The sequence below is a fragment of the Cruoricaptor ignavus genome (genome assembly GCF_900141665.1).
GTDB lineage: Bacteria > Bacteroidota > Bacteroidia > Flavobacteriales > Weeksellaceae > Cruoricaptor > Cruoricaptor ignavus.
Genome location: NZ_FQYI01000001.1, coordinates 185,864 through 209,831, shown reverse-complemented (window position 1 = coordinate 209,831; position 23,968 = coordinate 185,864). Strand labels below are relative to the sequence as shown.

The 23,968-nt window shown below is 47.5% G+C and carries 19 protein-coding genes and 4 tRNA genes; 17 read left to right on the top strand and 6 right to left on the bottom strand.

Annotated features, from left to right (window positions below; genetic code table 11):
• The first annotated feature begins 48 nt into the window (after positions 1-48).
• The 5 genes from BUB43_RS01015 (at position 49) to BUB43_RS00995 (ending at position 6,309) form a co-directional block, all read left to right on the top strand.
• The gene (locus tag BUB43_RS01015; RefSeq protein WP_073177492.1) at positions 49-1,308 is read left to right on the top strand and encodes an Nramp family divalent metal transporter; all 1,260 of its coding nucleotides are present in this window, start codon (positions 49-51) and stop codon (positions 1,306-1,308) included.
• Positions 1,309-1,461: 153 nt separating this feature from the next.
• Positions 1,462-2,718, top strand: a complete 1,257-nt coding sequence (gene hutI / locus BUB43_RS01010; protein ID WP_073177489.1) for an imidazolonepropionase — start codon at positions 1,462-1,464, stop codon at positions 2,716-2,718.
• Between the two features lie 61 nt (positions 2,719-2,779).
• Entirely contained in the window at positions 2,780-3,697 is a 918-nt protein-coding gene (gene hutG / locus BUB43_RS11335) for a formimidoylglutamase (protein WP_073177486.1), read from the top strand.
• Positions 3,698-3,703: 6 nt separating this feature from the next.
• Entirely contained in the window at positions 3,704-4,963 is a 1,260-nt protein-coding gene (locus BUB43_RS11330; protein ID WP_073177483.1) for an Nramp family divalent metal transporter, read from the top strand.
• A 53-nt stretch (positions 4,964-5,016) separates the two neighbouring features.
• Entirely contained in the window at positions 5,017-6,309 is a 1,293-nt protein-coding gene (locus tag BUB43_RS00995; protein ID WP_073177480.1) for an aldehyde dehydrogenase family protein, read from the top strand.
• Positions 6,310-6,371: 62 nt separating this feature from the next.
• Here BUB43_RS00995 and pyk read toward each other — a convergent pair whose 3' ends face one another.
• Genes pyk through BUB43_RS00970 form a run of 5 tightly spaced genes read right to left on the bottom strand, consistent with a single transcriptional unit; the run spans position 6,372 to position 10,534 of the window.
• Positions 6,372-7,817 carry a pyruvate kinase gene (pyk, locus tag BUB43_RS00990; protein ID WP_073177477.1) on the bottom strand — a complete coding sequence of 482 codons (1,446 nt, stop codon included), beginning with the start codon at positions 7,815-7,817 and terminating at the stop codon, positions 6,372-6,374.
• Complete coding sequence (locus tag BUB43_RS00985; RefSeq protein WP_073177474.1) at positions 7,810-8,280, bottom strand: IPExxxVDY family protein; 471 nt, start codon at positions 8,278-8,280, stop codon at positions 7,810-7,812. Before BUB43_RS00985 ends, pyk begins: the two co-directional genes overlap by 8 nt.
• Complete coding sequence (locus BUB43_RS00980) at positions 8,252-9,019, bottom strand: ribonuclease III family protein (protein WP_073177471.1); 768 nt, start codon at positions 9,017-9,019, stop codon at positions 8,252-8,254. The genes BUB43_RS00985 and BUB43_RS00980 overlap by 29 nt, the downstream gene beginning before the upstream one ends.
• A 6-nt stretch (positions 9,020-9,025) precedes the next feature.
• Positions 9,026-10,270 (bottom strand): beta-ketoacyl-ACP synthase II, encoded by a 1,245-nt coding sequence (gene fabF / locus BUB43_RS00975; protein WP_073177469.1) that lies wholly within the window; start codon positions 10,268-10,270, stop codon positions 9,026-9,028.
• Positions 10,271-10,294: 24 nt separating this feature from the next.
• Complete coding sequence (locus tag BUB43_RS00970) at positions 10,295-10,534, bottom strand: acyl carrier protein (RefSeq protein WP_073177467.1); 240 nt, start codon at positions 10,532-10,534, stop codon at positions 10,295-10,297.
• Between the two features lie 127 nt (positions 10,535-10,661).
• Between BUB43_RS00970 and folE the strand changes: the two genes are divergently transcribed.
• The 4 genes from folE (at position 10,662) to BUB43_RS00950 (ending at position 16,605) form a co-directional block, all read left to right on the top strand.
• Positions 10,662-11,321 carry a GTP cyclohydrolase I FolE gene (folE, locus tag BUB43_RS00965; RefSeq protein ID WP_073177464.1) on the top strand — a complete coding sequence of 220 codons (660 nt, stop codon included), beginning with the start codon at positions 10,662-10,664 and terminating at the stop codon, positions 11,319-11,321.
• A 96-nt stretch (positions 11,322-11,417) separates the two neighbouring features.
• Entirely contained in the window at positions 11,418-12,878 is a 1,461-nt protein-coding gene (cysS, locus tag BUB43_RS00960; RefSeq protein ID WP_073177461.1) for a cysteine--tRNA ligase, read from the top strand.
• A 44-nt stretch (positions 12,879-12,922) separates the two neighbouring features.
• Positions 12,923-15,577, top strand: a complete 2,655-nt coding sequence (locus tag BUB43_RS00955; RefSeq protein ID WP_073177458.1) for a 4-alpha-glucanotransferase — start codon at positions 12,923-12,925, stop codon at positions 15,575-15,577.
• A 26-nt stretch (positions 15,578-15,603) separates the two neighbouring features.
• Positions 15,604-16,605 (top strand): glycosyltransferase family protein, encoded by a 1,002-nt coding sequence (locus BUB43_RS00950; RefSeq protein WP_073177456.1) that lies wholly within the window; start codon positions 15,604-15,606, stop codon positions 16,603-16,605.
• 146 nt (positions 16,606-16,751) lie between these two features.
• Here BUB43_RS00950 and BUB43_RS00945 read toward each other — a convergent pair whose 3' ends face one another.
• Complete coding sequence (locus tag BUB43_RS00945) at positions 16,752-19,946, bottom strand: UvrD-helicase domain-containing protein (protein ID WP_083541106.1); 3,195 nt, start codon at positions 19,944-19,946, stop codon at positions 16,752-16,754.
• Between the two features lie 61 nt (positions 19,947-20,007).
• On the opposite strand from BUB43_RS00945, the gene rpsU reads away from it, so the two are divergent.
• The 8 genes from rpsU to BUB43_RS00905 all read left to right on the top strand — a co-directional run bounded on the left by rpsU (position 20,008) and on the right by BUB43_RS00905 (position 23,934).
• The gene (gene rpsU, locus BUB43_RS00940; RefSeq protein ID WP_073177453.1) at positions 20,008-20,205 is read left to right on the top strand and encodes a 30S ribosomal protein S21; all 198 of its coding nucleotides are present in this window, start codon (positions 20,008-20,010) and stop codon (positions 20,203-20,205) included.
• Positions 20,206-20,282: 77 nt separating this feature from the next.
• Positions 20,283-21,170 carry a tyrosine-type recombinase/integrase gene (locus BUB43_RS00935; protein WP_073177450.1) on the top strand — a complete coding sequence of 296 codons (888 nt, stop codon included), beginning with the start codon at positions 20,283-20,285 and terminating at the stop codon, positions 21,168-21,170.
• 133 nt (positions 21,171-21,303) lie between these two features.
• Positions 21,304-21,377, top strand: a tRNA-Thr gene (locus tag BUB43_RS00930).
• Between the two features lie 12 nt (positions 21,378-21,389).
• Positions 21,390-21,470 (top strand) — tRNA-Tyr (locus BUB43_RS00925).
• A 47-nt stretch (positions 21,471-21,517) separates the two neighbouring features.
• Positions 21,518-21,590, top strand: a tRNA-Gly gene (locus tag BUB43_RS00920).
• A gap of 168 nt (positions 21,591-21,758) precedes the next feature.
• Positions 21,759-21,830: transfer RNA gene (locus tag BUB43_RS00915), tRNA-Thr, on the top strand.
• A gap of 68 nt (positions 21,831-21,898) precedes the next feature.
• Complete coding sequence (locus BUB43_RS00910; RefSeq protein WP_073177447.1) at positions 21,899-22,579, top strand: response regulator transcription factor; 681 nt, start codon at positions 21,899-21,901, stop codon at positions 22,577-22,579.
• Positions 22,576-23,934 carry a HAMP domain-containing sensor histidine kinase gene (locus tag BUB43_RS00905; protein WP_073177444.1) on the top strand — a complete coding sequence of 453 codons (1,359 nt, stop codon included), beginning with the start codon at positions 22,576-22,578 and terminating at the stop codon, positions 23,932-23,934. Before BUB43_RS00910 ends, BUB43_RS00905 begins: the two co-directional genes overlap by 4 nt.
• Positions 23,935-23,968: the final 34 nt, after the last annotated feature.

Sequence of the window (23,968 nt, the reverse complement as noted above, 5' to 3'; positions counted from 1 at the left end):
TTTTTTACTTTTGCATTATATAACCAATTTGGTGAATTAGATAATAAAATGGGAGGCAACCAAACACTTAGCCAAAAGCTGAAAACAGTGCTGATGTTCACAGCGCCAGGACTGATGGTGGCGGTAGGATATATGGACCCAGGAAACTGGGCTACGGATATTGAAGGGGGCGCAAAGTTCGGCTACACACTGCTTTCCGTGATTTTCCTCTCTAATATTTTTGCCATGTTCTTGCAGCATCTCTGCATAAAGTTAGGCATAGCTACCGGGTTGGATTTGGCTCAGTCTTGTAGGGCACATTACTCCAAACCTGTTAATTTCACACTGTGGATTCTTTGCGAAATTGCCATTACGGCTTGTGACTTGGCAGAAGTAATTGGTACTGCTATTGCGCTGAATTTGCTTTTTGGAATTCCATTGGTTTGGGGCATCGTGATTACTGGCATCGATGTTTTGCTGATTCTGATGCTGCAGCGCAAAGGTTTCCGCCCCATTGAAATCATCGTGGCGGCGCTAATGTTCATCATCCTGATGTGCTTCGGCTACGAGCTTTTCCTCTCAAAGCCCGACTGGAAGGCTGTTTCAGAAGGCATCGTGCCAACGAGGGAAATCTACCAAAACCGCGAAATGCTGTATATCGGCATTGGAATTTTGGGCGCTACCGTGATGCCCCACAACCTGTACCTGCACAGCCACATCATTTACCACAAAAAATACGGCAAAACAGAAGCGGGCAAGAAATCGGCGATAAAATATGCAACCTGGGGTAGCAACATTGCCCTGATAATCGCGCTTTTTATTAATTCGGCCATCCTAATTGTGGCGGCATCTACATTTCATTTTGGCGGGCATACCGGCGTCGCAGAAATTCAAGATGCCTACCTGATGCTCGGCAACATACTGGATTCCAAATGGGCATCCATCGTGTTTGGCGTAGCGCTTTTGGCATCGGGATTAAACAGCACGCTAACCGGAACTTTGGCCGGGCAGATTGTGATGGAAGGCTTTATGCATATCCGCCTAAAACCGTGGCTTCGGCGGCTGCTAACACGGCTGATAGCGATAGTGCCTGCGCTGATTGTGGCAATAATCTATGGTGAAAGCGGCACGAATGAACTGCTGATTTTGAGCCAGGTGATACTCTCGATGCAGCTTAGTTTTGCGGTAGTACCCTTGGTGCAGTTTACGGGAAGCGGCAAGATAATGGGCGTTTTCAAAAATTCCCGTATGAAGCAAGCCGTGGCCATCATCATCACCGCCATTATCATTATCCTAAATTTAATCTTGCTTTTGCAGATATTATTTTAATCAAATCCTTTTTTTAGTGTTTGCAGGGCGCTGCTCGGAAGAAATTCCGGCAGCGTTTTTTATAGCTGATAGCCTCTGGCGCTTTGCTGCTGGCGTTTCTAAATTTATGGTAAAGAACTTCCTCATTATTCTTATATTTATCAAAAATTTTGTATGACACTTTACGGACCTTTCACGCAGGTTGTGACGATGGACAAGCTGCCTTTGCGCGGCGCACTCTGCGATGAGCAGCTGGAAATCATTCCCAATGCTGGAATTTTGGTGGATGATGATGGCTTCATCGCCGAAGTTTCCGATTTTGAAACTTTGCAAAGCCAAAAGCCCAAAAGCGTCTTCCAGCAGCAAAGTGCAATTGCGCTGCCAGCCTTTGTGGATTCTCACACGCATATTTGCTTTGCTGGAAACCGTGCCAACGATTTTGCGATGCGCAATGCCGGGAAATCTTACCTGGAAATTGCGGAAAGCGGCGGCGGAATCTGGTCGTCCGTAAAGCATACTCGGGATGCCTCGGAAAAGCAGCTGCTGGATGGGATGCTCCAAAGAATCGGCGAGCTGATTTCCCAGGGCATCACCACCATCGAGGTAAAAAGCGGCTACGGCCTGAATGCAGAAAACGAGCTGAAAATGCTCCGCGTCATCCAAGAAGCGCAGAAGCATACGCCTGCCAAGCTGGTGCCTACCTGCCTTGCCGCGCACACGGTGCCGAAAGATTTCTCAGGGACCAGCCACGACTATCTGGATTATATCCTCGCTGACATTTTACCTATTATAAAATCTGAAAACCTCGCCCGAAGGGTGGATATCTTCATCGAAAAATCTGCATTTGGAATAGATGAAAGCCGGGAATTTCTTTTGAAAGCAAAGGAAATGGACTTTGAGCTTACCGTGCACGCCGATCAGTTCACCTCCGGGAGCTCCCGCGTGGCGGTAGAGGTGGGCGCGTGTTCGGCAGATCATCTGGAGGCAACATCGGAGGAGGATATCGATTTCCTTGCAAAGTCCGAAACGGTGGCTACCGCGCTACCCGGCGCAAGCCTCGGGTTGGGCGAAAAATTTACCCCGGCGAGGAAGCTGCTGGATGCCGGCGCGATTCTCGCCATCGGTACCGACTGGAATCCCGGATCCGCCCCGATGGGCAGCCTGGTCACCCAGGCATCGGTACTCGCCACTTATCAAAAACTGACTACTGCCGAAGTGCTTTCCGCGATGACCTTCCGCTCTGCAAAGGCACTGAACCTTTCCGACCGCGGAGTTTTGGCCCAAGGAAAAAGAGCGGATTTCCAAATCTACGAAACCGATAATTTCCTGGATGTGCTCTACCGGCAGGGTATGCTGCGCCCCGCGAAAGTAGTGATCGGTGGAGAAGTAATTGAGACCTTAGAAGGAAAGAATCAGGATCTTGCAATTTGAAAAATTAGGTTTGGTTTTTAATCTAAACTTCAACTTTTAACTTTTAACCTTTGAACCAAAGATGATTTGGACAGGCAGAAATGACGGCGAAGATGCGCTGCACCAAAGGGTTTTCCAGCGGGTGCGCACGGATTTGAATTATGAAAACCTGCAACCGGGGCAGTTTGCTCTGCACGGTTTCGCTGTGGACGAAGGTGTCCGCAGAAACAAGGGCAGGGTAGGGGCGGCATCCGCGCCGGACAGGATCCGAAGTGCGGCGGCAAACTTCCCGGTGGTGTCCCCTGATTTCCTGCTGGCAGATTTTGGAAATATCCGCTGCGAAAACCGTAATCTGGAAGAGGCGCAGGCGAATTTTGCGGCCTGCGTACGGCGGGTGCTTTCGCAGGGTGCGCGGTCTGTGGGTTTCGGCGGGGGTCACGAGATTGCTTTTGCGCATTATTCCGGCATAAAGTCGGCATTCCCGGAGGAGAGGGTGGGTATCGTTAACATAGATGCGCATTTCGATAACCGCGAGCCGGAACCCGGCGTGGGAGCAAGCTCCGGCACGGGCTTCTGGCAGATTGCGCAGCAGGGGCGGATGCACTCGCTGCATATCGGCATACAGCGCAATTCCAACACTCTGAAGCTTTTCGATACGGCGCACAATTTTGGCATGAATTACATCCTTGCAGATGAGTTGTTTTTTGAAAATCTCCCGAATATTTATAGAAAAATTGATGAATTTCTGGCAGGTGTAGACTGCCTGTACCTCACCCTCTGTATGGATGTCTTCAATGCCGGTATCGCGCCCGGGGTGTCTGCGCTGGCGTACAACGGTATTTTCGTGGATGCAGCCTTTATGCATTTTTTCCGCCATATTTTAAAATCCGGAAAAATGGTAGCAATGGATGTGGCGGAGGTAAATCCAGAATACGATATCGACGGCCGTACCGCGCGCCTGGCAGCAAGCCTTATAAACGAATGGTTTTTAGCAGTTTAATGCATAATGCTCGAAAGTCAGACATTTTATCATAAGCTCAGAAGCGTGCTGATGTTCACCGCGCCCGGGCTTATGGTGGCTGTGGGCTATATGGATCCCGGCAACTGGGCTACGGATATAGAAGGCGGGGCAAGGTTCGGCTATGCGCTGCTGTCCGTGATCTTGCTATCGAATGTATTCGCTATGTTCCTCCAGCATCTTTGCATCAAATTAGGTATAGCTACCGGGATGGATTTGGCGCAATCCTGCCGCGCAAATTATTCTAAACCAGTCAATTTTATACTCTGGATTCTCTGTGAAATAGCCATCGCAGCGTGCGACCTAGCGGAAGTTATCGGCACGGCAATCGCCCTGAACCTTCTTTTCGGAATTCCATTGGTCTGGGGCATCGTGATTACCGGTATCGATGTGCTGCTGATTCTATTGCTACAACGCAAAGGCTTCCGCCCGCTGGAGATCATTGTGGCAGCACTTATGTTCGTCGTGCTGGCTTGCTTTGGGTATGAACTTATTCTTTCAAAACCGGATCTTGGAGAAGTGGCAAATGGTTTTGTGCCAACCTCGCAGATCTACAAAAACCGCGAGATGCTCTACATTGGCATCGGCATTCTTGGTGCCACGGTGATGCCCCACAACCTCTACCTGCACAGCCATATCGTGTATCATAAAAATTATCGGAGAACGATGGATGGGAAAAAATCTGCAATCCAGGCTGCGACCTGGGGCAGCAATATAGCTCTACTGCTGGCGTTTTTCATCAATTCCGCTATACTGATTGTAGCCGCCTCCACCTTCCACACCGGCGGCTACACCGGGGTTGCAGAAATTCAGGAAGCGTACAAGATGCTCGGAAACATCCTTAATTCCCAGTGGGCGCCGAAAATTTTCGGAATAGCGCTGCTTGCTTCCGGGCTGAACAGCACGCTCACCGGCACGCTGGCCGGGCAGATTGTGATGGAGGGCTTCGTGCATATCCGGCTAAAGCCCTGGGCCAGGAGGCTTATCACGCGGCTCATAGCGATAGTCCCCGCACTTATCGTCGCAATCCTCTACGGCGAGAGCGGCACCAATGAGCTCCTGATTCTCAGCCAGGTGATTCTCTCTATGCAGCTAAGTTTTGCCGTGGTACCCCTCGTGCAGTTTACAGGAAGCAGCAAAATAATGGGTACCTTCCGCAATTCCGGCAGGAAGCAGGCGGTGGCGATTACCATCACGGCAATGATTATCCTTCTCAACCTCGTTTTACTCTGGCAAACTCTAAGTTGAATTCTGAAGTTAAAATTGCGCGGTTTTTGCTTTAGGATGAAAAATTTTTTAGGATGAAAGAAGATTTAAAAAATAAAATCAGCATTGCCGAGCAGCAGTTTCAGGAATGGAGAAGTCTAAGTTTTGATCAGCGGCAAAGCTACCTCCCTCGGTTTGCAGAAGTTTTGGAAAGATACAAAGATGAATTTTCAAGGCTCATCACCACAGAGATGAATAAGCCCATTTCCGAATCGGTTTCAGAAATTGAAAAATGTATAAAAATGGCGCGGTATTATTCCGAAATCGATAATTATAATGCTGCTGAAAAAGTAGAAACTGAATTTAGAATCTCTGAAATCCGCTACGAACCGCTGGGCATTATATTAGGGGTAATGCCTTGGAATTTCCCGTTCTGGCAGGCTCTAAGGTTCATCATTCCTGCTATCCTCGCCGGGAATGTAGCGGTGATGAAGCACGCTTCCATTTGTTTTGGCAGCGGCAAGGCTATTGAAAGCGCGATGGAAGAGGCCGGCTTCCCGGCGGGAGTTTTCCAGAATTTGGAGATTGGCCATAAGGAGGTTGAGGAGCTTCTGGCACACCCGGCAGTGCGTGCGGTGAGCCTTACTGGCAGCGAAAAAGCGGGGGCGCAGGTGGCTTCCACCGCGGCAATACACATCAAAAAATCTGTGCTAGAGCTGGGCGGCAGCGATGCCTTTATCGTAATGCAGGATGCAGATTTGCGGCGGGCGGCAGAGGAAGGTGCAAGAGCAAGGCTGCAAAATTGCGGTCAGGCGTGCAATGCCGGCAAGCGTTTCATCGTCCAGGAAAATATAGCTGAAGATTTCGTCCCGATGCTTGTGGAAGAGTTTAAAAAGTTTCAGCCGGGGGATAAATTTAAAGCTGAAACATTGCTCAGTGGGCTTGCAAAAGCGGAGTTTGGCGATGACCTGGAGGCGCAGTACCGGCGCGCAGTGGAGGCTGGCGCGGAAATCCTCCTCCCGCTGAATCGTGTTTCAGATATTGCCTTCGAGCCGGGACTGCTGAAAGTTTTGCCGGACAATCCTGTTTTAAAAGAGGAGGTTTTTGGCCCGCTGGGATTTATACTTTTCGCAGAAAATGCTGCGGAAGCTTTGGAAATTGCTAATGATGTTCCGTACGGGCTCTCGGCATCCGTATGGACGCGTGACGAGAAGTTATCAAATTATTTTACGGAAAACCTGGAATGCGGTATGGTTTCCATTAATAAAATGTCCAGCTCGGATCCGCGGCTGCCCTTCGGGGGCATAAAGAACTCCGGCTTCGGTACGGAGCTTTCTCATCTGGCACTCCGCGAGTTCGTCCATGCGAAAACGATTGTCGGTCATTAACCAAACAAATAACCGTGGAGTAGAAACTTCGCGGTTGAGTAACACCAGCTTTTGCCGAAAATTTAAATGGTGGTAAGGCGCAGGGTGTTGGTTTTCCCGTTTGCATTTGCAGGGGTGGCGTTCAAGTTTACCACGAGATCGCCCTCGTTTACATAGCCGAGATCGGCTGCCAGCCTGTTTACCTGCACCACGGTCTCGTCGGTGCTCTCGTTGCCGTCGTAATAATATGCCCGGACGCCCCACAACAAGTTGAGCATCGTAATTACCCGTCGGCTGGAGCTGAATACGATGATATGCGCGTTCGGCCGGTGTGCGGAAATCTGGAATGCCGTATAGCCTGAATTGGTAAGGGTGATGATCGCCTGAACATCGGTCGTACGCGCAATCCTCACCGCTGCAAGGCTGATCCTGTCGGTGATAAATCTCACTGCCTCGCTTTGGAACTGCTTATCTACGATCGGGTTGTAGCGATGGTAGAATTCCGTGGTTTCAATGTTTTTTACAATCTTAGCCATATTCTGCACCACCTGGACAGGATATTTCCCCACGGAAGTTTCGCCGGAGAGCATCACCGCGTCAGCGCCGTCCAGCACGGAATTCGCCACATCGTTCGCTTCGGCACGCGTCGGAGTAAGGCTGCTGATCATCGATTCCATCATCTGTGTGGCGATGATTACCGGTTTGGAATAAGCGCGCGCTTTTTGCACCAGATTCTTCTGAATTGCCGGTACTTCCTCCATCGGCACCTCCACACCCAGGTCGCCCCGCGCAACCATGATGCCGTCGCATTGCTGAAGGATTTCGTCAATATTCTTCACGCCTTCCGGCTTTTCTATCTTCGCGATGATTGGCGTTTTAAAACCTTCGCCGTGCTCTTTTATAAGCTCCTTCAGGTCGCGGATGTCCTGCGCGTGGCGGACGAAGGACAGCGCAATCCAGTCCAGGCCTAGCTCAAGGATGAATTTCGCATCGCGGATGTCCTTCTCGGTAAGTGCCGGCAGCGATACATTCGTGTTGGGCAGGTTTACGCCTTTTTTGGAGCTCAGCGGCCCGCCCTGGATCGTCTTAGCCCGTACGGTATCGATTCCGTTGGTTTCAAGCACCACGAGCACCAGCTTGCCATCATCGATGAGGATTCTTTCGCCCACCTTTACATCCTTCGGGAACTGCTGGTAGGTCATATATACCTTCGTAGAATCGCCCTCTACCTCCTCGTTGGTGAAGGTAAGTACATCCCCTGGGTTGAGGTAAGATCCCTCCTTTACCACGCCCACGCGGAGTTTCGGGCCCTGCAAGTCGCCAAGGATGCTCACGGAAGTGCCGAGCTCCTCATTGATCTCGCGGATCATTTTTACATTGTTTTTTACAATTTCATAATCAGCGTGAGAGAAATTTATCCTGAAAACATCCACCCCCGCCCGGATCATCTCGATAAGGATTTCTTTGGTTCCCGTTGCCGGCCCCATGGTAGCGATGATCTTGGTTTTCTTTAAGTCCTTGTTAGTCATAAAATTGTATTAAATCTGAAAGGCTCCCGGCGTCAATTTGAAAGTTTTGTATTGAAAATGTGAGGCCTTCCGGCAGTAAAATTAATGAAAAATCATCAAGATTGTCTGTGGTACGCACCACAAAATCTACATCGGGGTGCATTGGTAACAAAAAATTAACATCCGCCCCGTCTGAGAAAAGGTTTCCCTGGTGTTCAAAAACCTGCGATTCCGACGCCCGGTTCTCAATAAATTGCACTTGGCAGCGCAGCTCTCTATGATAGCCCTCCATACGGAGATGGGATGACGAGTAGTCCCTCCCTATATTTTTTAAATCCTTGATTCTCTTCAGGTAAATCTGGCGGTTGGCACAGTTGAAATGATAAAAAAACTCGTGAGGCGGAAGCTGTTTCGAGAGCCGAAGCAGCCCCACCGAAATGCCCTCGGCGGCATCATCATCCAATAGGAATTGTTGATTTTTCAAGGATGTTTTCTTTTTTGTTTAATGAGTAGAATGCTCTCTGCGCAGCCTTTTCTTCGGCCTTCTTCTTGGAACTGTCGGATGCGTTTGAGATTTTCTCCGAGCCTATCCTTATTACCGATTTAAAATTAAGGATTTTATTAGGAAGATGTTCCTCCGTGGTTTCGTAGGTCAGCTCCAGCTTGTTTTTTTGAGCCCACTCCAGCAGCAAGCTTTTGTAGCTCATTATCTTATTCTCCAGCTTGGCAATTTCCTGCGGTGTCAGCAGCCTTCCGAGAACTGTTTTTTCGCAGACTTCGTAGCCAAGATCCAGATAAATAGCGCCTATGAGTGCCTCGAAAAGATTTCCCGCGAGATTGCCCCCAGCGCTTACGCCTGCTTTCTGCTCCGCCAGGTCGGGAAGGCCAAGTTCTTCGCCGATTTTGTTGAGGTTGTTCCGGCTTACGATTTTCGATTTCATCTGAGTAAGGAAGCCCTCCCGTTTTCCGGGATATGCATTGAAAAGGTAGCAAGAAATAATGGAGCCTAAAATAGCATCCCCCAGAAACTCGAGGCGCTCGTAGCTCGGGGAATTTTTTACGCCGGGCTCTTTAAGCGTAAAGGCTTCCTTGTAGATGTGTGAGTTAACTATTTCGCAACCAACTATTTGCGAGATTTTCCGGCGAAATATTAAATCTTCCTCTGTACGGAAGGTATTCTTGTTATTGCTCAGAAATTTTATGAAGAATTTCTGCAACTTCATTCGCGCCTAGATTTTTGAGAAAAGTACGCAGGCATTGTGGCCGCCAAAACCAAAGGTGTTGCTCATTGCCACATTTACTTCGCGCTCTACCGCTTTGTTGAAGGTAAAATCCAGCTTAGCATCAATCTTCTCATCATCGGTGAAATGATTGATGGTTGGCGGAACGATGCCGTGCAGAATGCTGCCAATGGTGGCAATAGCTTCGATAACGCCGGCAGCACCAAGCAAATGCCCGGTCATCGATTTTGTGGAATTAATCTGAATATTGTAAGCGTGCTCACCGAAAAGCCTTGCGATAGCGTTGGATTCCGCCAAATCGCCAAGCGGCGTGGAAGTGCCGTGCATATTGATATGGTCCACTTCTTCCGGCGAAATTCCTGCATCTTCCAAGCAGTTTTTCATTACGAGGAAAGCGCCAAGTCCTTCAGGATGCGGTGCCGTCATATGGTGTGCATCAGCGCTTAGCCCGCCGCCTTTCAGTTCGGCATAGATTGTGGCGCCGCGCTTTTTAGCGTGCTCATATTCTTCCAGGATAATGCAGCCTGCACCTTCACCAAGCACAAAACCGTCCCTGTCTTTATCGAAGGGGCGGGATGCAGTTTCCGGGCTGTCGTTCCTTGTGGAAAGCGCCATCAAAGCATTGAAGCCGCCTACACCGCTTGCCGTAACGGCAGCTTCCGAACCGCCGCAAACAATCACATCCGCCTTGCCGAGCTGCAGTAGCATCTTGGCATCAATCAGAGCGTTGGCAGCGGAAGCGCAGGCAGAAACCGTGGCATAGTTCGGACCGTGAAAGCCGTATTCAATAGAGATTTGGCCAGCAGTGATGTCCGCAATCATCTTTGGAATAAAGAACGGATTGAAGCGCGGAATTTCGGAATTTGCCCAGTTGACAACTTCCGATTCGAAAGTATCAAGGCCACCGATTCCTGAGCCCCAAATCACGCCGATGCGGTTTTTATCTACGCTGCCGTCGTTCAGCCTGGCGTGCTCTACGGCTTCCTTTGCCGCTACCATACCAAGCTGCGTGTTGCGGTCCATCTTCTTCGCTTCCTTTTTATCAAAATGATTCAAAGGATCGAAGCCTTTTACTTCGCAGGCAAATCTCGTCTTGAAATTTGTGGCATCGAAAAGAGTAATCGGCGCCGCACCGCTTACACCTTTGATGAGGCTGTCCCAGTATTCCTGGGCATTATTGCCAATTGGTGTGATAGCGCCAAATCCGGTTACGACTACTCTTCTCAATTCCATAAAATAAATTAATGTTTTTTAAAATTACTTGCCGGCTACTTCTTCCACATATGCGATAGCGTGGCCTACGGTAGTAATTTTTTCCGCCTGGTCATCTGGGATTTGGATGTTGAATTCCTTTTCGAATTCCATAATCAATTCCACAGTGTCAAGGGAATCTGCGCCAAGGTCATTCTGGAAGCTTGCCTCAGGCGTAATTTCGGATTGTTCTACATCAAGCTTATCAGCGATGATGGCCTTTACTCTTTCTGCGATGTCTGACATTTTTTTATTTTTTAGGTTTTATCGACTGCAAATATATGAATATTATCATTACGCCAATCTTTTTTGAAAAAAATCGCGCAGCCCTCGTCTTGCAGATTATTGCTATTTTTGCGCTAAAGCACAGCCTATGGATTTTGCTGAGAACGACGACGATATTTTCACCGGGAAAGAGCATACGCCTTTGCGCGAGGACGCCTTTGCGATTTCGCCGGAAGAGAAGATGGAGAGAATTGAGCGGCATTTTGCGGAAATAATGCATACGCTTGGGCTGGATATGGCGGATGATTCCCTGAAAGATTCGCCGAAACGCGTTGCAAAAATGTATGTGCACGAAATCTTCGGCGGGCTGCTACCGGAAAATAAGCCGAAAATCTCCACCTTCAGCAATAAATATAAGTACCGCCAAATGCTGGTAGAGAAAGATATTTCGGTGTACTCCTTCTGCGAGCATCATTTCCTGCCAATCATCGGGAAAGCCCATGTGGCCTACATTTCTAACGGCGAAGTTATAGGCCTCTCGAAAATCAACAGAATTGTGGATTATTATGCAAGAAGGCCGCAGGTTCAGGAAAGGCTTACGATGCAGGTTGTGGATGCGATGAAGGAAGCGCTCGGTACGAAGGATGTGGCGTGCATCATAGAAGCGAAACACCTCTGCGTAAACTGCCGCGGAATAAAGGACACCGCAAGCTCCACCATCACGGCGGAACTCAGCGGGATTTTCCGCACCAACCCGATTACACGGCAGGAATTTCTGCATTATGTGAATATCGGTTCGTTAATTTGAGAATTTGCTAATTTGAAGATTAGCTAATTTTAAAATTCAACCACTCAACCTTAACCTCAGCCTTAAACTTCAACCTTAACCTTTAAACCAAAAAAATTGAACCTAAAAATATACAATTCACTTTCCGGCGAAAAGGAAATTTTCAAACCCATCCACGAAAACCGCGTCGGAATGTATGTTTGCGGCCCTACGGTTTACAGCAATGTGCATATGGGCAATGTGCGCACCTTTATGTCGTTCGATTTCATTTACCGTGCGCTGATGCACCTGGGCTACAAGGTGCGCTATGTACGGAACATTACGGACGCTGGGCATTTGACGGATGATGGCGATGTGAATAACGACCGCTTCGTGAAACAATCCAGGCTGGAAAAGCTGGAACCGATGGAAATCGTGCAGAAATATACGGTGGATTTCCACAATGTTCTGAAGATGTTCAACAATCTTCCGCCGAATATCGAGCCGACAGCTACCGGACATATCATTGAGCAGATTGAGCTTGTTAAAGTATTGATAGACAAAGGTTTAGCTTATGAAAGTGATGACTCGGTATATTTTGATGTTCGAGAATACGATGCCAAAGGTCTGAATTACGGCGAGCTTTCCAAGCGGAATATCGACGAGCTTTTTGCCAATACCCGTGATTTGGATGGGCAGAATGAGAAGAAAAATCCGCAGGATTTTGCGCTCTGGAAAAAAGCTTCGTCGGAGCATATTATGAAGTGGCCTTCACCTTGGGGAATGGGCTTTCCTGGCTGGCATTTGGAATGTACTGCAATGAGTACCAAATACTTAGGTGAAAAATTCGACATTCACGGCGGCGGAATGGACCTGAAATTTCCGCACCACGAATGCGAAATTGCGCAGGGCAAAGGCTGCTTTGGAAACGAGCCTGTAAACTACTGGATGCACGCCAATATGCTGACGCTGAACGGACAAAAAATGAGCAAATCCACCGGGAATACGATTCTGCCGATGCAGCTGATTTCCGGTGATAATGATTTTTTTGAGAAAGGTTTTCATCCGAGTGTTGTTCGGTTTTTCTTTATGCAGGCGCACTACAGAAGTGTGGTGGATCTTTCGAACGAAGCATTAATTGCCAGCGAAAAAGGTTTCGAAAGACTGATGGAAGCCCTGCAACTAATTGAAAATCTGCCAACTAACGAAAAATCTACCATTGATATTTCCCGATGGAAAAATGATTGCTACGATGCACTGACCGACGATTTCAATTCGCCGATTTTGATTTCCCACTTGTTTGAAGCGGTAAACTGGATTTTCAAAATCAGGGATGGTAAAGAAACGATTTTATTTGCTGATTTACAGGAGCTTACAAAGCTGATGAATGGCTTCGTTTATGATGTTTTGGGCTTACAAAATATTCAGCAGGGCGACAGCGGAAAGCTGGATCAGGCGATGCAGATTTTAATTGACATCAGAAATCAGGCAAGGAAAGCCAAGAATTTTGAACTTTCCGATCAGATTCGCGACAAACTTCTTGAAGAAGGTATCGAACTAAAAGACGGCAGAGATGGAACTACCTTTTTAATTCGCTGATTATCAATATTTAAACTTAAAATTATCCCGATAAAAATTTTCAAATGCGCATAACTTTTCATATCAATTATTTTACCAAGCCTGGCCAGAATCTTTGCCTTGCCATTGTTGAAAATGATGCGGAAATCCGTTCGTTTCCAATGAGTTACGAAAGTGATTCTCAGTGGACGGTTTCCATCGATTATTTCTCAAAAAACATCGCTTACAAATATCAGCTGATGAATGATTCTGGCGAAATTCTTGACGAAGAATTGACCTTACATCATCTCAATTTTTCTCATAACTATTCTGATTTTCAGGTGTTTGACTTCTGGAATAAGAAGAATTTCCCTGAAAATTATCTGACGAACAAGGTGCTTGAAAATTCACTTGGCAACCCGAAATTCAAGAAAGTTTTACCGCTGAAAAAGCATTCTCACATGTTTCGTTTGGAAGCGCCCATCTACAATCCCGATTGGAAAATTGTGATAATGGGTGCAAGCGAAGCGCTCGGAAATTGGGATCCAGCGAAGGCTGTGGAAATGCAGCAAACGGCATTGGGTGTTTGGGAAGTAGCGCTGTATCTCCCTGAAAATCAATGGATAGAGTATAAATACGGTTTGAAGAATTCGGTATCCGGCGAAGTGTTTGACATTGAAGCTGGTGAAAGCAGAATGCTTCAGCCAAATTCGGAAAGCGGCGTGCTGCAAATTCGTGCGGATCATTTTTTTCGTTTCAAAAAATCGCAACTTTATTATGCTGGCGGCGTTGCAATCCCGATTTTTTCCCTGCGTAGTGAAAACGGATTTGGCATCGGTGAATTTTCGGATTTAAAACTTCTGGCAGATTGGGCTAAAGATGCTGGTTTGACGATGATTCAAACGCTGCCAATCAACGATACCACAGCCAATTTTTCTTGGACGGATTCTTATCCATACGCACCGATTTCGCTCTATGCTCTGCACCCGATTTACATCTCTTTTTCGGAATTGGATTTTAAAATTCCGGATGAATATCAGGAGGAATTTTTGCAGAATGAAAATGAGCTAAATGCTTTAGAATTAATTAATTACGAAGCCGTTATCGCACTTAAGTGGAAATATTTGCGTGCGGTTTTTGATGCCAATTATTCCAAGATTTTAAAAGACAGGAACTTCAAAAATTTCCTGAAAAGTAATGAGGTATGGCTGCAGCCTTACGCTGCGTTTTGCATCCTGAGAGACCGCTATAATACGCCGGATTTTTCAAAATGGAAAACGCACCGGAAATTTGTGGCCGGGAAAATTGCTGCAATTTTTCAGGAAAAAAGTAAAGATTTCAGGGAGGCGATGCTGCATTGCTGGGTGCAGTTTCAGCTACATAAGCAATTATCAGATTCGGTAAAATATGCCCATAATTTTGGGATTTCCTTAAAAGGCGATTTGCCAATAGGCATCTACCGGTTTTCCGTGGAAGCGTGGAAAGAACCTGAACTTTACGGTATGGATTTCCAGGCTGGTGCACCGCCTGATTTCTTCACAGAGCTTGGGCAAAACTGGGGTTTCCCGACTTACAATTGGGAAGCGATGAAGGCCGATGGCTACCAATGGTGGAAGAGCAGATTTGCCGCTTTGGAAAAATATTTTGATGCGATGAGAATTGACCATATCCTGGGATTTTTCAGGATTTGGCGCATTCCAACCACAGCCACTCAGGCTTTGCTGGGCTACTATTATCCTGCGGTTCCAATTACCGAAGAAGAGCTTTCCCGTAGAAATATTCCGCTGAATTATGAGCGTTTCGCAAAGCCGTTTATTAACGAGCAAATTTTAGACGAGTTTTTTGGCGACGAGAAAGATTTTGTTAAATCTCAGTTTCTGGATGCGAAAGAAAATGGTGAGTTTTCCTTAAAGCCTGAATTTGATAATCAGCAAAAAATTACTGAATATTTTGAGAATAATGAAAATGAAGATTTGAAGCAGAAGTTGCTTTCGCTGGCTGCAAATGTTCTGTTAATTGAAGAAATTCGTGATGGAAAATCCGTGTTTCATCCGCAGTTTAGTTTGGCAAAAACAAATTCGTACCGCTTCCTTTCCGATTTTGAAAAGCACGAATTTTACCATCTTCACAAAGATTATTTTTTCAATTGGCAGGATGAGCTCTGGGCGAAAAGTGCGATGGAAAAGCTGCCGGCAATTCTCGATTCTTCCGCTATGCTAATTTGCGCTGAAGACCTTGGCTTCGTTCCAGACAGCGTTCCTGTTGTGATGGACAGGCTGGGGATTTTGGCGTTGAAAGTTCAACGGATGGCACCGGATAATTTGCCGTTTTACAATCCAAAAGTTGCGGGCTATCTCAATGTGGTCACCACAAGTTCGCACGACAGCTCCACATTGCGGCAATGGTGGCAGGAAAACCGCGGTCTTACGCAGGATTACTTCAATCAGCAGCTTCATCAGTGGGGCACTGCACCGGTGGATTTAGAGCCGTATCTTGCGGAAATGATTTTGAAGCAGCACATCTATTCCGATGCGATGCTTGCGATTTTCCCGATCCAGGATTTCTTTGCGACAGATGCTGGAATTGCCAATCCGAAGCTTGAAAATGAACGAATAAACGACCCTGGAAATTTTCCGCATTACTGGCGCTACAGAATGCATATCAGTTTGGAAAATCTTAATTCCCGAACTGATTTTAACGAAAAAATTTACAACTGGATGAAAGATTCTGGAAGAGTTTAATTATTGATTGTCAATAGATTACATCGATGAAAATACTGTACGCAATTCAGGGAACGGGGAACGGCCACATCAGTAGGGCCCGTGAAATTATTCCGCACTTGAAGAAGCACGGCGATGTGGATTTGGTGGTGAGCGGAACCCACGTGGAAATTGGGTTGGAAGAGCCGGTGAAGTACCGGCTGCACGGTTTGGGTTTCAAGTTCGGGAAAAATGGCGGCGTGGATTTTCTCGCCACGATTAAGCAATTCCAGTTTTTGCGTTTTCTGTATGATTTGAAACGGCTTCCGGTGAATGATTACGACCTGATAATCAATGACTTTGAGCCTGTAACTTCCTGGGCGTGCAAGTTTCGTGGAAAGAAGAATGTGGGCTTAAGTCATCAGTGTGCGTACAAATCGCCAAAAACACCGCAGCTCAAAGGATTTCATTGGGGCAAGCTGATTTTAGATTATTATGCGCCGTCTGATGCTTATATCGGTTTTCACTTTGAGTGTTTTGATGATTTTATAAACAAACCGGTTATTCGTAGCGAAATTCGTAATTTGAAAACTTCGGAAGAAGGGCATTACACCGTTTATCTTCCGGCTTATTCGGACGAGTTTATTTTGAGCCATACTGAAAAAATGCCGGATTCAAAATGGCATATTTTCTCGAAGCATTCCAAGGAAGATTACAGCCGTAAAAACGCCAAGATTTTTGCGCTAGATAATGAGAAATTTTTAAAATCCTTGGCAAGTTCTACAGGCTTGCTGACTGGTGGTGGTTTCGAAGGGCCTGCCGAAGCTTTGTTCCTGAAAAAGAAGGTGTTAGCGGTGCCGATGAAAAATCAGTATGAGCAGCAGTGCAACGCTTTAGGCCTTGATAAGCTGGGTGTTCCGGTGGTTTGGTCGGAAGATGAATTCGGGAAAAAACTGAAAGATTGGGTGGAAAACGGAAAGGTGGTTTCGGTGGATTTTCCCGATGAAACCGAAAAAATCATCGCTGATCTAGTAGCGAAATATGGCGATGGAAAAGGCTTTGAGAAATAAACTGTAAAAATTTTCTTTTTCGTATTTAACTTTTCAGAAAATCTTTAATCCAAAGAATACCCATGCAGTTCCTGCAGAAGTAGTTTCATAGTTTTATTTTTTAATGGTTGGAAAGGCAGGTCCTGATATTCCTGGAGCTGCCTTTTTTAAATGTATATCAGCTCCGTACCGGCAACTTTTTTGCCGAGCTGCAGCAGGATGTTCCTATAATTTTCTACCTGAAGCCTGTGGGAGTCTTTCGGCGCACCAGTTTTAAAATCGATGATGAAGATGCCTTCCCCGGTCTCTATCAGCCTATCTGGGCGGTAGAGTTTCGCCCCATCGGCGCTGCTTATCATTATGTCTCTTTCGTTGATGATTTTCAGGCCTTTGCGGAAATACTGGCCGAAATTCTCATCATTTATAATTTTTAAAATTCTCGCTCTTATCTCATCCCTCTCCTCCGTGCTGATTTCGCCTTTCAGTAAGTACTTTCTTAAAATTCGCTCCACATCCTCCGCTGAATTGATTTGCGATAAAATCTCGTGGGTGAAGATGCCGTTCCTAACTTCCGCCCTCGTGTTTTGATACTTTCTGGACGGGGTTGCGATTTTAATATTGCCGCGCGCCTCCCCCCTCGCGGAAAGCTGGGTAATGCGCATCGTTTCCGGTCTGGCCTCTGCCTTCCCCGTCAGCTTGCTGTAGGAATCGCCTTCCTCCGGATAAATGTCGAACTCATCGAGGCCCTCCGGGTTTTTCTGCTGCGCGAATTCTAAAATCTCCGTCGGTACGGATTTGCTGGATGGTTTTTCTAGGAAGAGGAAAAGCTGCTCCACGGGGCGGGTAGTCGCTACATACTGCACGCAGTAACGGTCGATTCGGTTTTTATAATTGTTTTCAGAATTAAACTCTTCAACCTCCCGGTCATAAATGGCGAGCTCTTTCTTAAACTGCTCAATATTTACAGATTTCAGTCCTTCAAAGCCCTCCATCGGCAGCCATTCACTAAATTTCGAATCCTTATTGGCGTGCCTCACCGGCAGGAAAACCACCGGGAATTCCAGCCCCTTTGCGCTGTGCACGGTCATCATTTTTACTGCCTCTATGCTTTCGCTCGCCTGTACGGAGATCTTCGATGCTTCCTCCTCCCAGTAGGCCACAAAATCCTTCAGGGTTGCAGCAGAATTCTGGCTGAATCCATACAGCGTTTCCAGGAAACTCAAAAGGAAATCCGTTTCCTTCTCTTCCACGGAAAACTCGTGCAGATAGCCCTCAATATAGTTGTAAAGGTTCAGTGGGGTGCTGCCCGCCCGATGCAGTTTTAAACCAAATCTTTCCTGCATCCAGCCCAGCTTAGCATTTCTGGAGCCCAGCGCGAGCATCTCCTGCATCTCCGCAGTGAAGTCGCTGATATCAATTCTTCCCAGTCGATTCAGCCAGTAGAGCATAGTCACGGCGTGCTGGTTATTCTCCGGGCTGCACTCCCACCGCAGGAAGTCCATCAGCGCGCGCAGCGTGAGCGAGAGATTCAGCGTGATGCCTTTGTCGGAGATGGTTTTAATGAATTCCTCATTACCGTTTCTCACGATTTTTTTGGAACCGAGTAGGATGGAGAAACTTCGGATATCCTCATTGTTCCGGAAGAGGATCGTGATGTCCTTCAGGTTGAAACCCCTCTCCACCAATTCCTGGATGCTTCGGTGCATCTGGTCCGTCACCGCCTCAATGTACGGGGCCTTCGGTTGGGAATATGGGGTAGTGAAGACCCTCACTCTGCCCGGGATGTCTTTCCGCGGTGTCTGCCTTGCTTTTAGAGAAAAAAGTTCGCAGTGGTCTGCCTGCAGGTTTTTTGTAGAAAGGAATTCATAAAGTTCATTGTTGAAATCCACCAAGTTCTTTGCGCTCCTGTAGTTCTCTGCCAGCGTCTCCACGCTCACCTCCACCGGCGATTCCTCCCTGCCGTTGATGATGTTCAGCATAAGGCTGCTGTCGCCGCCGCGCCACCTGTAGATGCTCTGTTTCGGGTCGCCCACGAGCGTAAAGCTGTTGGTAGTTTCGGAGACTGCATTGTCCTTTAGCGGCAGCATGTTTTGCCACTGCATCTTCGAAGTATCCTGAAATTCATCGATGAAAAAATGGCTGAACTGTGTGCCTACTTTTTCGTATATAAATGCCGAGGGCTCATTCCGCAGATTTTCCCCGATGAGCACATTGAATCTTGACAGTAGCAGCACATCATTCTCATCCTCTATCATCCTCAGCTGATCCTGGATCTCCTTATTCACCTTCAGTGGCAGCAGCTGCTTTAGGATGTGCTTTTTTTTCAGGGATAAAACATGGTTGATAATAACAGCTTCCCTTCTTTCCAAAAGCTCATCCAATACCTCTTCGATGTCTCTCTCCCGCTTTTTACTTGTACTGGAGGCACCTTTGAGAATTTTGTTAATTCGGCTCTCTTCTTCTTGTTTTGTCTCGTACATCAGCGGATAGCCATTGGACCTGAATTTTACAAAAAATCCGCCAATGCCATCTTTTCCATTTGCAAAATCAGATACACTCAGGTTGCGGCTTGCCATTAGTTGCAGTGCTTTTTCCGTGTTTTCTATTGCCAATGCCTCGTGCTCCGCAATTTCCTTCCGAAGCCTTTCTTTCGATGCCTCGTAGCGCGCCCAGTCGAAGCCCTCGTTGCCTTTCAGATCTTCGTAATGGATGTCGCTAGCAAACTCCTTGGCGCCTTCATACAAAACTTTGTTCAGATTCACGCGCTTCTCATTATCAAGATTGTAATGCACGAAATCCATGAAGGCTTTCGATAATTGCCCGTCTATGCCGATCTCATCCAGCATCCGTTCCACCGCCTGCACCAGGAATGGCTCGGTATTTATTTCAATGTTAAACTGGCTGGGCAGCCCCAGTTCGTACGAAAAACTTCGCACAAGCCTTGCGTTAAATTTATCGATAGTGCCGATGTTCAGGGTGGAGTAGTGATGCAAGATGTAGTCCAGTAGCGCCCTGGAGCGCGCGTGGAGCTCCTCCATGGGCACCCGTATGCCTCGCGCCGCCAGCGCCTCCTGTATATTGATTAAGTCCCGGTTGTCCTTATAATTGTCTTTAGTAAAACCCTTCAGCCAGCCCAGGATGCGCTCCTTCATCTCGTTGGCTGCCTTATTGGTAAAGGTGAGTGCCAATATACGCCCTATCGCCTGCTCGTTTTTGGGTTGGGAGAGGCAAATCATCAGGATTCTCTGAACCAGTGCGTAGGTCTTCCCGCTTCCCGCGGAAGCAGTGATGGCGGTATAATTCTTCGGTCGATCCATAGGCTGCAAGATAATAATTAATTTCAGGGTTTTATAATAGAGCATACTCAAATTTTAAAAACTTAAAAAAAATGTCTATATTTGCAGCCCAAATGAGATGTAAAATATGCTAATAATCCCTGTAAAAGACGGTGAATCTATCGACAGAGCACTGAAAAAGTACAAAAGAAAATTTGATAAAACAGGCGTGGTGCGCAAGCTGAGAGCAAAGCAGCAATACACCAAACCGTCAGTGGAGCTTCGCCAGCAAAGGCTGAGAGCAGCGCACAAACAGCGTATGCAGAGCCTGGAAGAACAGGCGTAAGCCCCTTAATTTTCCATATAAATTTATCACTTTCCAGATTTTTATAAATTTGGTAAGTGATTTTTTATTGCCTAAAAATGATAGAGAAATTCCTAGATTACCTGCGTACGGAAAAGCAATATTCCGGGCATACGGTGCTAAGCTACCGAAGAGACCTGCAGGATTTTCAGGAATTTCTTCTAAAGAGCGAGGGGCACGAAAATCTGCCTGAGGCCGACCGCCGTATGGTACGGAATTTTATGGCAGCCCTCTCCGCCCGGGGCATCAGCAAGCGCAGCATCAACAGGAAGCTCTCCGCGCTGCGGGGATATTATCTTTTCCTCTTGAAAATCAGGGAAATAGAATCTTCACCGATGGAAGGCATTTCTTCTCCGAAATTTTACCGAGAAAAACAAGTGCCGTTTTCCGCAGAAGAAATGGAGGATTTCGAGGAACTGTCTGCCGTGGAAGATTTCCCGGCGCTCGATAGGCTCGTGGTAGAGATGCTGTACCAGACAGGGATGCGCCGCACGGAACTCTGCACCCTCACGCTTGGCTCCGTAGATTTTGAAAAACCAGAAATACGCGTGCTGGGCAAAGGTAAAAAGGAACGAAACATCCCCATTTCCTCGGCGCTTGCCGAGCAAATCCACCAGTATATTGAACAAGACCGCCCTGCTGTGGATGGCGAGGAACGGCTTTTCTTAACTACCAAGGGGAAAAAACTCAACGAGAAGGCGGTGTACCAAATTGTTACCAAGCAAATGGCAGCAGTCACTCAGAAAGCCAAGAAGAGCCCCCACATCCTGCGCCACAGTTTTGCCACCCACACGCTGCACGGCGGCGCAGAAATCTCCAAAATCCGCCAGCTGATGGGGCATACGAGCATAGCCAGCACGCAGGATTATACGCATTCGGACATAGAGCAGCTGAAGGCTGTTTTCAGCGGAGCGCACCCCCGCGCGAAGAGCAGCTCGGGAGAATAACTGTTTTGAAATCAATGAATTAAGAAACTAAAAACTATTTTTAAGAAAAAAAAGAGGTGAAATATTTGTGAGATTGCAAAAACTTCGCGTATATTTGCACTCGCAAAAAAGAGCAAAGGTCTTTAGAATTTTTGCCTCCATAGCTCAGTTGGCCAGAGCACGTGATTTGTAATCTCGGGGTCGTGGGTTCGAATCCCTCTGGAGGCTCGGTATAAAATTGGGGAGATTCCAGAGTGGCTAAATGGGACTGACTGTAACTCAGTTGCTTCGGCTTCGTAGGTTCGAATCCTGCTCTCCCCACATTTTATAGCAGTGCATACCAACGGTATATTGCTCACAATATAATCGCGGAAGTAGCTCAGTTGGTAGAGCGTCAGCCTTCCAAGCTGAATGTCGCGGGTTCGACCCCCGTCTTCCGCTCAAAATCACAACCCGGTTTTTTGGTTTGTGATTTTTTTTTAAGTTTGCGGTAATAGCGCCCCGGATAGTAGCGGATACCCCGCAGAAGAGCCGCGGAGCGGCGATGCGAGGAGTAGCAGCGGATAGCCGGAAAAGGCGCCCAAAAAAATTACTGCGGCTAAAGATTTTGCCGACTTAGCTCAGGGGTAGAGCGTTTCCTTGGTAAGGAAGAGGTCGTGGGTTCAAATCCCATAGTTGGCTCCGGGAGTTCCTTCACTTGCTGAGGGAGCTTTTTTTTCAGAATGTCGTAATTTCGCAAAAAGCCGAGAATGAAAATCCTTTTGCTGGAGGATGATGCTACGCTCTCCTCTGAATTAAGTAAATTTCTTGAGAACCGAGGCTACGGGGTAGTGCAGGTGTACGATGGCGAGGCATTTCTGAAGGAAATACGCAGGGATAGCTTCGGCCTATATCTGCTGGACATCAATGTGCCGAAAGTAAATGGGCTGGAGGTCTGTGCGAAAATCCGGGAAACGGATGCTGATACGCCGATCCTGATGATCTCTGCCTTCGGGGATATTTCGGATAAGAAGGAGGCCTTCGGCAGGCAGGCGGATGATTATCTGGTAAAGCCTTTCGCGTTTGAGGAGCTGATAATGAGGATAGAGGCGCTGGGCAGGAGGCAGCAGAGGGCAGAGGATGCGGCAGAAATCATCCGGGTGGAGAATCTCAGCATAGATAAGGTGCAGAAGAAGGTGTGGCGCGACGGGCAGGAGATCCCCCTGACTGTAAAGGAGTACCAGCTGCTGGTGCTGCTGGCGGAGAGCCCCGGGCAGATATTTTCCAAGCAGCAGATTTCCGAGGCGGTTTGGGATATTAATTTTAATACGAATACCAATACCATAGAGGTGTACATCAACTTCCTCCGGAAGAAAATCGACAAAGAGTTTGAGCCTAAGCTGATACACACCCGCCCCGGCTTCGGCTACTACATACAGGGGAAGCAATGAATCTGAAGCAGCGGATATCCCTGGCGCTCAGCATCGCCTTTTCGGTGCTGCTCAGCGTGGTGATGCTGGCAATTTATCTCCTTTTCTCCAACTACCGAACGGAGGAATTCCACCTTCGACTGCAGCAGAGTACGGAAATCACGATGCGTGCCCTCTCGGCCCTTCCCATCGAGGATTCGGGGATGAAGATCCTTTCCATCGATACGGAAGACCCTCTCTTCAACGAGGAAATCTTTGTGTATAACGATAGTGGCGAACTTATTTTTGCCAACCGGCACGCCCCAGCGCCCGCGATGGATGGGCGGATACTAGAAGAGGTGCGCAGGAAAAACAGGCAGTTCTTCCGCGAGGGGCAGTGGGAGATTTTTGCGCGCAGGGAGGTGGTAGCCGGGCAGCCGCTTACCATCCTCACCAAGGCGGATGACAGCTGGGGCAGGGAAAAGCTCCGCTATCTCAGGATCATCCTGCTTTTCTCCTACCTCATCAGCCTTGCCTCCGTATGGATGCTAAGCTATTTCGTGACGAATAGGATGCTTTTGCCGCTTGATATCTTTCAGAAAAAAATTACCCAAATCTCTGCCCAGAATCTGGATGAGAAACTGCCCGTTTCTGGCAGCGGGGATGAGCTGAATACCCTCGCGGAAGTTTTTAACAGGATGCTGGCAAGGATAGACAGCGCCTACTCTTCGCAGAAGGAATTTACCTCCAGCGCCTCGCACGAGCTGAAGACGCCGCTGGCAAGGATAGCCTACCGGCTGGAAAATCTCTCCGAGCTGCCATTAGAGGCGCAGGTGGGCAGCTATGTGCAGTCGGTACGCGAGGATGTTTTTCAGCTCTCCGACACACTCGAGTCCCTGCTGCTGCTGGCAAAGACCGAGGAAAGCCAGAACCTTGAGCTCAGCCCGATCAGGATTGATGAGGTGATTTTTGATTCTTTTGAAATAATTAAAAAAAACTTCCCCGAGTTCGAGATGGATTTTTCCCTCTCTTCCCAAAATGATGACGCCGATTTTTCGGTAATGGGCGCAAAGTCCCTCCTGATGATAGTGTTTAATAACCTGCTGAAGAATGCTGCCCTCTATTCTGAGGATAAAAAGGCGGAAGTGAGCGTCACGCAATCGGAAAATATCACCATAGAAATCAGCAACAGTGGCGAGCTTATTCCCCCTGGAGACGGGGAGAGAATATTTCAGGCATTCAGCCGTGGCGGGAATTCCGGCAGGAAACCCGGCTCCGGTCTTGGCCTGAGAATTTCCCGGAGGATTTTGGATTACCACAAGGCTGAAATTTCCTACCGGCAGCAGGGCGGCAGGAATGTATTCTGTATCGCCTTTCCTGGCGAACCAAAAGTTTAATTGAAATTTAAGATTTTTTAAAGCGTTAATTAAT

Coding starts and splice junctions, on each gene's coding strand:
- BUB43_RS01015 (WP_073177492.1), top strand. CDS start 49: ATGGGAGGCAACCAAACACTTAGCCAAAAGCTGAAAACAGTGCTGATG.
- hutI (WP_073177489.1), top strand. CDS start 1,462: ATGACACTTTACGGACCTTTCACGCAGGTTGTGACGATGGACAAGCTG.
- hutG (WP_073177486.1), top strand. CDS start 2,780: ATGATTTGGACAGGCAGAAATGACGGCGAAGATGCGCTGCACCAAAGG.
- BUB43_RS11330 (WP_073177483.1), top strand. CDS start 3,704: ATGCTCGAAAGTCAGACATTTTATCATAAGCTCAGAAGCGTGCTGATG.
- BUB43_RS00995 (WP_073177480.1), top strand. CDS start 5,017: ATGAAAGAAGATTTAAAAAATAAAATCAGCATTGCCGAGCAGCAGTTT.
- pyk (WP_073177477.1), bottom strand. CDS start 7,817: ATGACTAACAAGGACTTAAAGAAAACCAAGATCATCGCTACCATGGGG.
- BUB43_RS00980 (WP_073177471.1), bottom strand. CDS start 9,019: ATGAAGTTGCAGAAATTCTTCATAAAATTTCTGAGCAATAACAAGAAT.
- fabF (WP_073177469.1), bottom strand. CDS start 10,270: ATGGAATTGAGAAGAGTAGTCGTAACCGGATTTGGCGCTATCACACCA.
- BUB43_RS00970 (WP_073177467.1), bottom strand. CDS start 10,534: ATGTCAGACATCGCAGAAAGAGTAAAGGCCATCATCGCTGATAAGCTT.
- folE (WP_073177464.1), top strand. CDS start 10,662: ATGGATTTTGCTGAGAACGACGACGATATTTTCACCGGGAAAGAGCAT.
- BUB43_RS00955 (WP_073177458.1), top strand. CDS start 12,923: ATGCGCATAACTTTTCATATCAATTATTTTACCAAGCCTGGCCAGAAT.
- BUB43_RS00950 (WP_073177456.1), top strand. CDS start 15,604: ATGAAAATACTGTACGCAATTCAGGGAACGGGGAACGGCCACATCAGT.
- BUB43_RS00945 (WP_083541106.1), bottom strand. CDS start 19,946: ATGCTCTATTATAAAACCCTGAAATTAATTATTATCTTGCAGCCTATG.
- rpsU (WP_073177453.1), top strand. CDS start 20,008: ATGCTAATAATCCCTGTAAAAGACGGTGAATCTATCGACAGAGCACTG.
- BUB43_RS00935 (WP_073177450.1), top strand. CDS start 20,283: ATGATAGAGAAATTCCTAGATTACCTGCGTACGGAAAAGCAATATTCC.
- BUB43_RS00910 (WP_073177447.1), top strand. CDS start 21,899: ATGAAAATCCTTTTGCTGGAGGATGATGCTACGCTCTCCTCTGAATTA.
- BUB43_RS00905 (WP_073177444.1), top strand. CDS start 22,576: ATGAATCTGAAGCAGCGGATATCCCTGGCGCTCAGCATCGCCTTTTCG.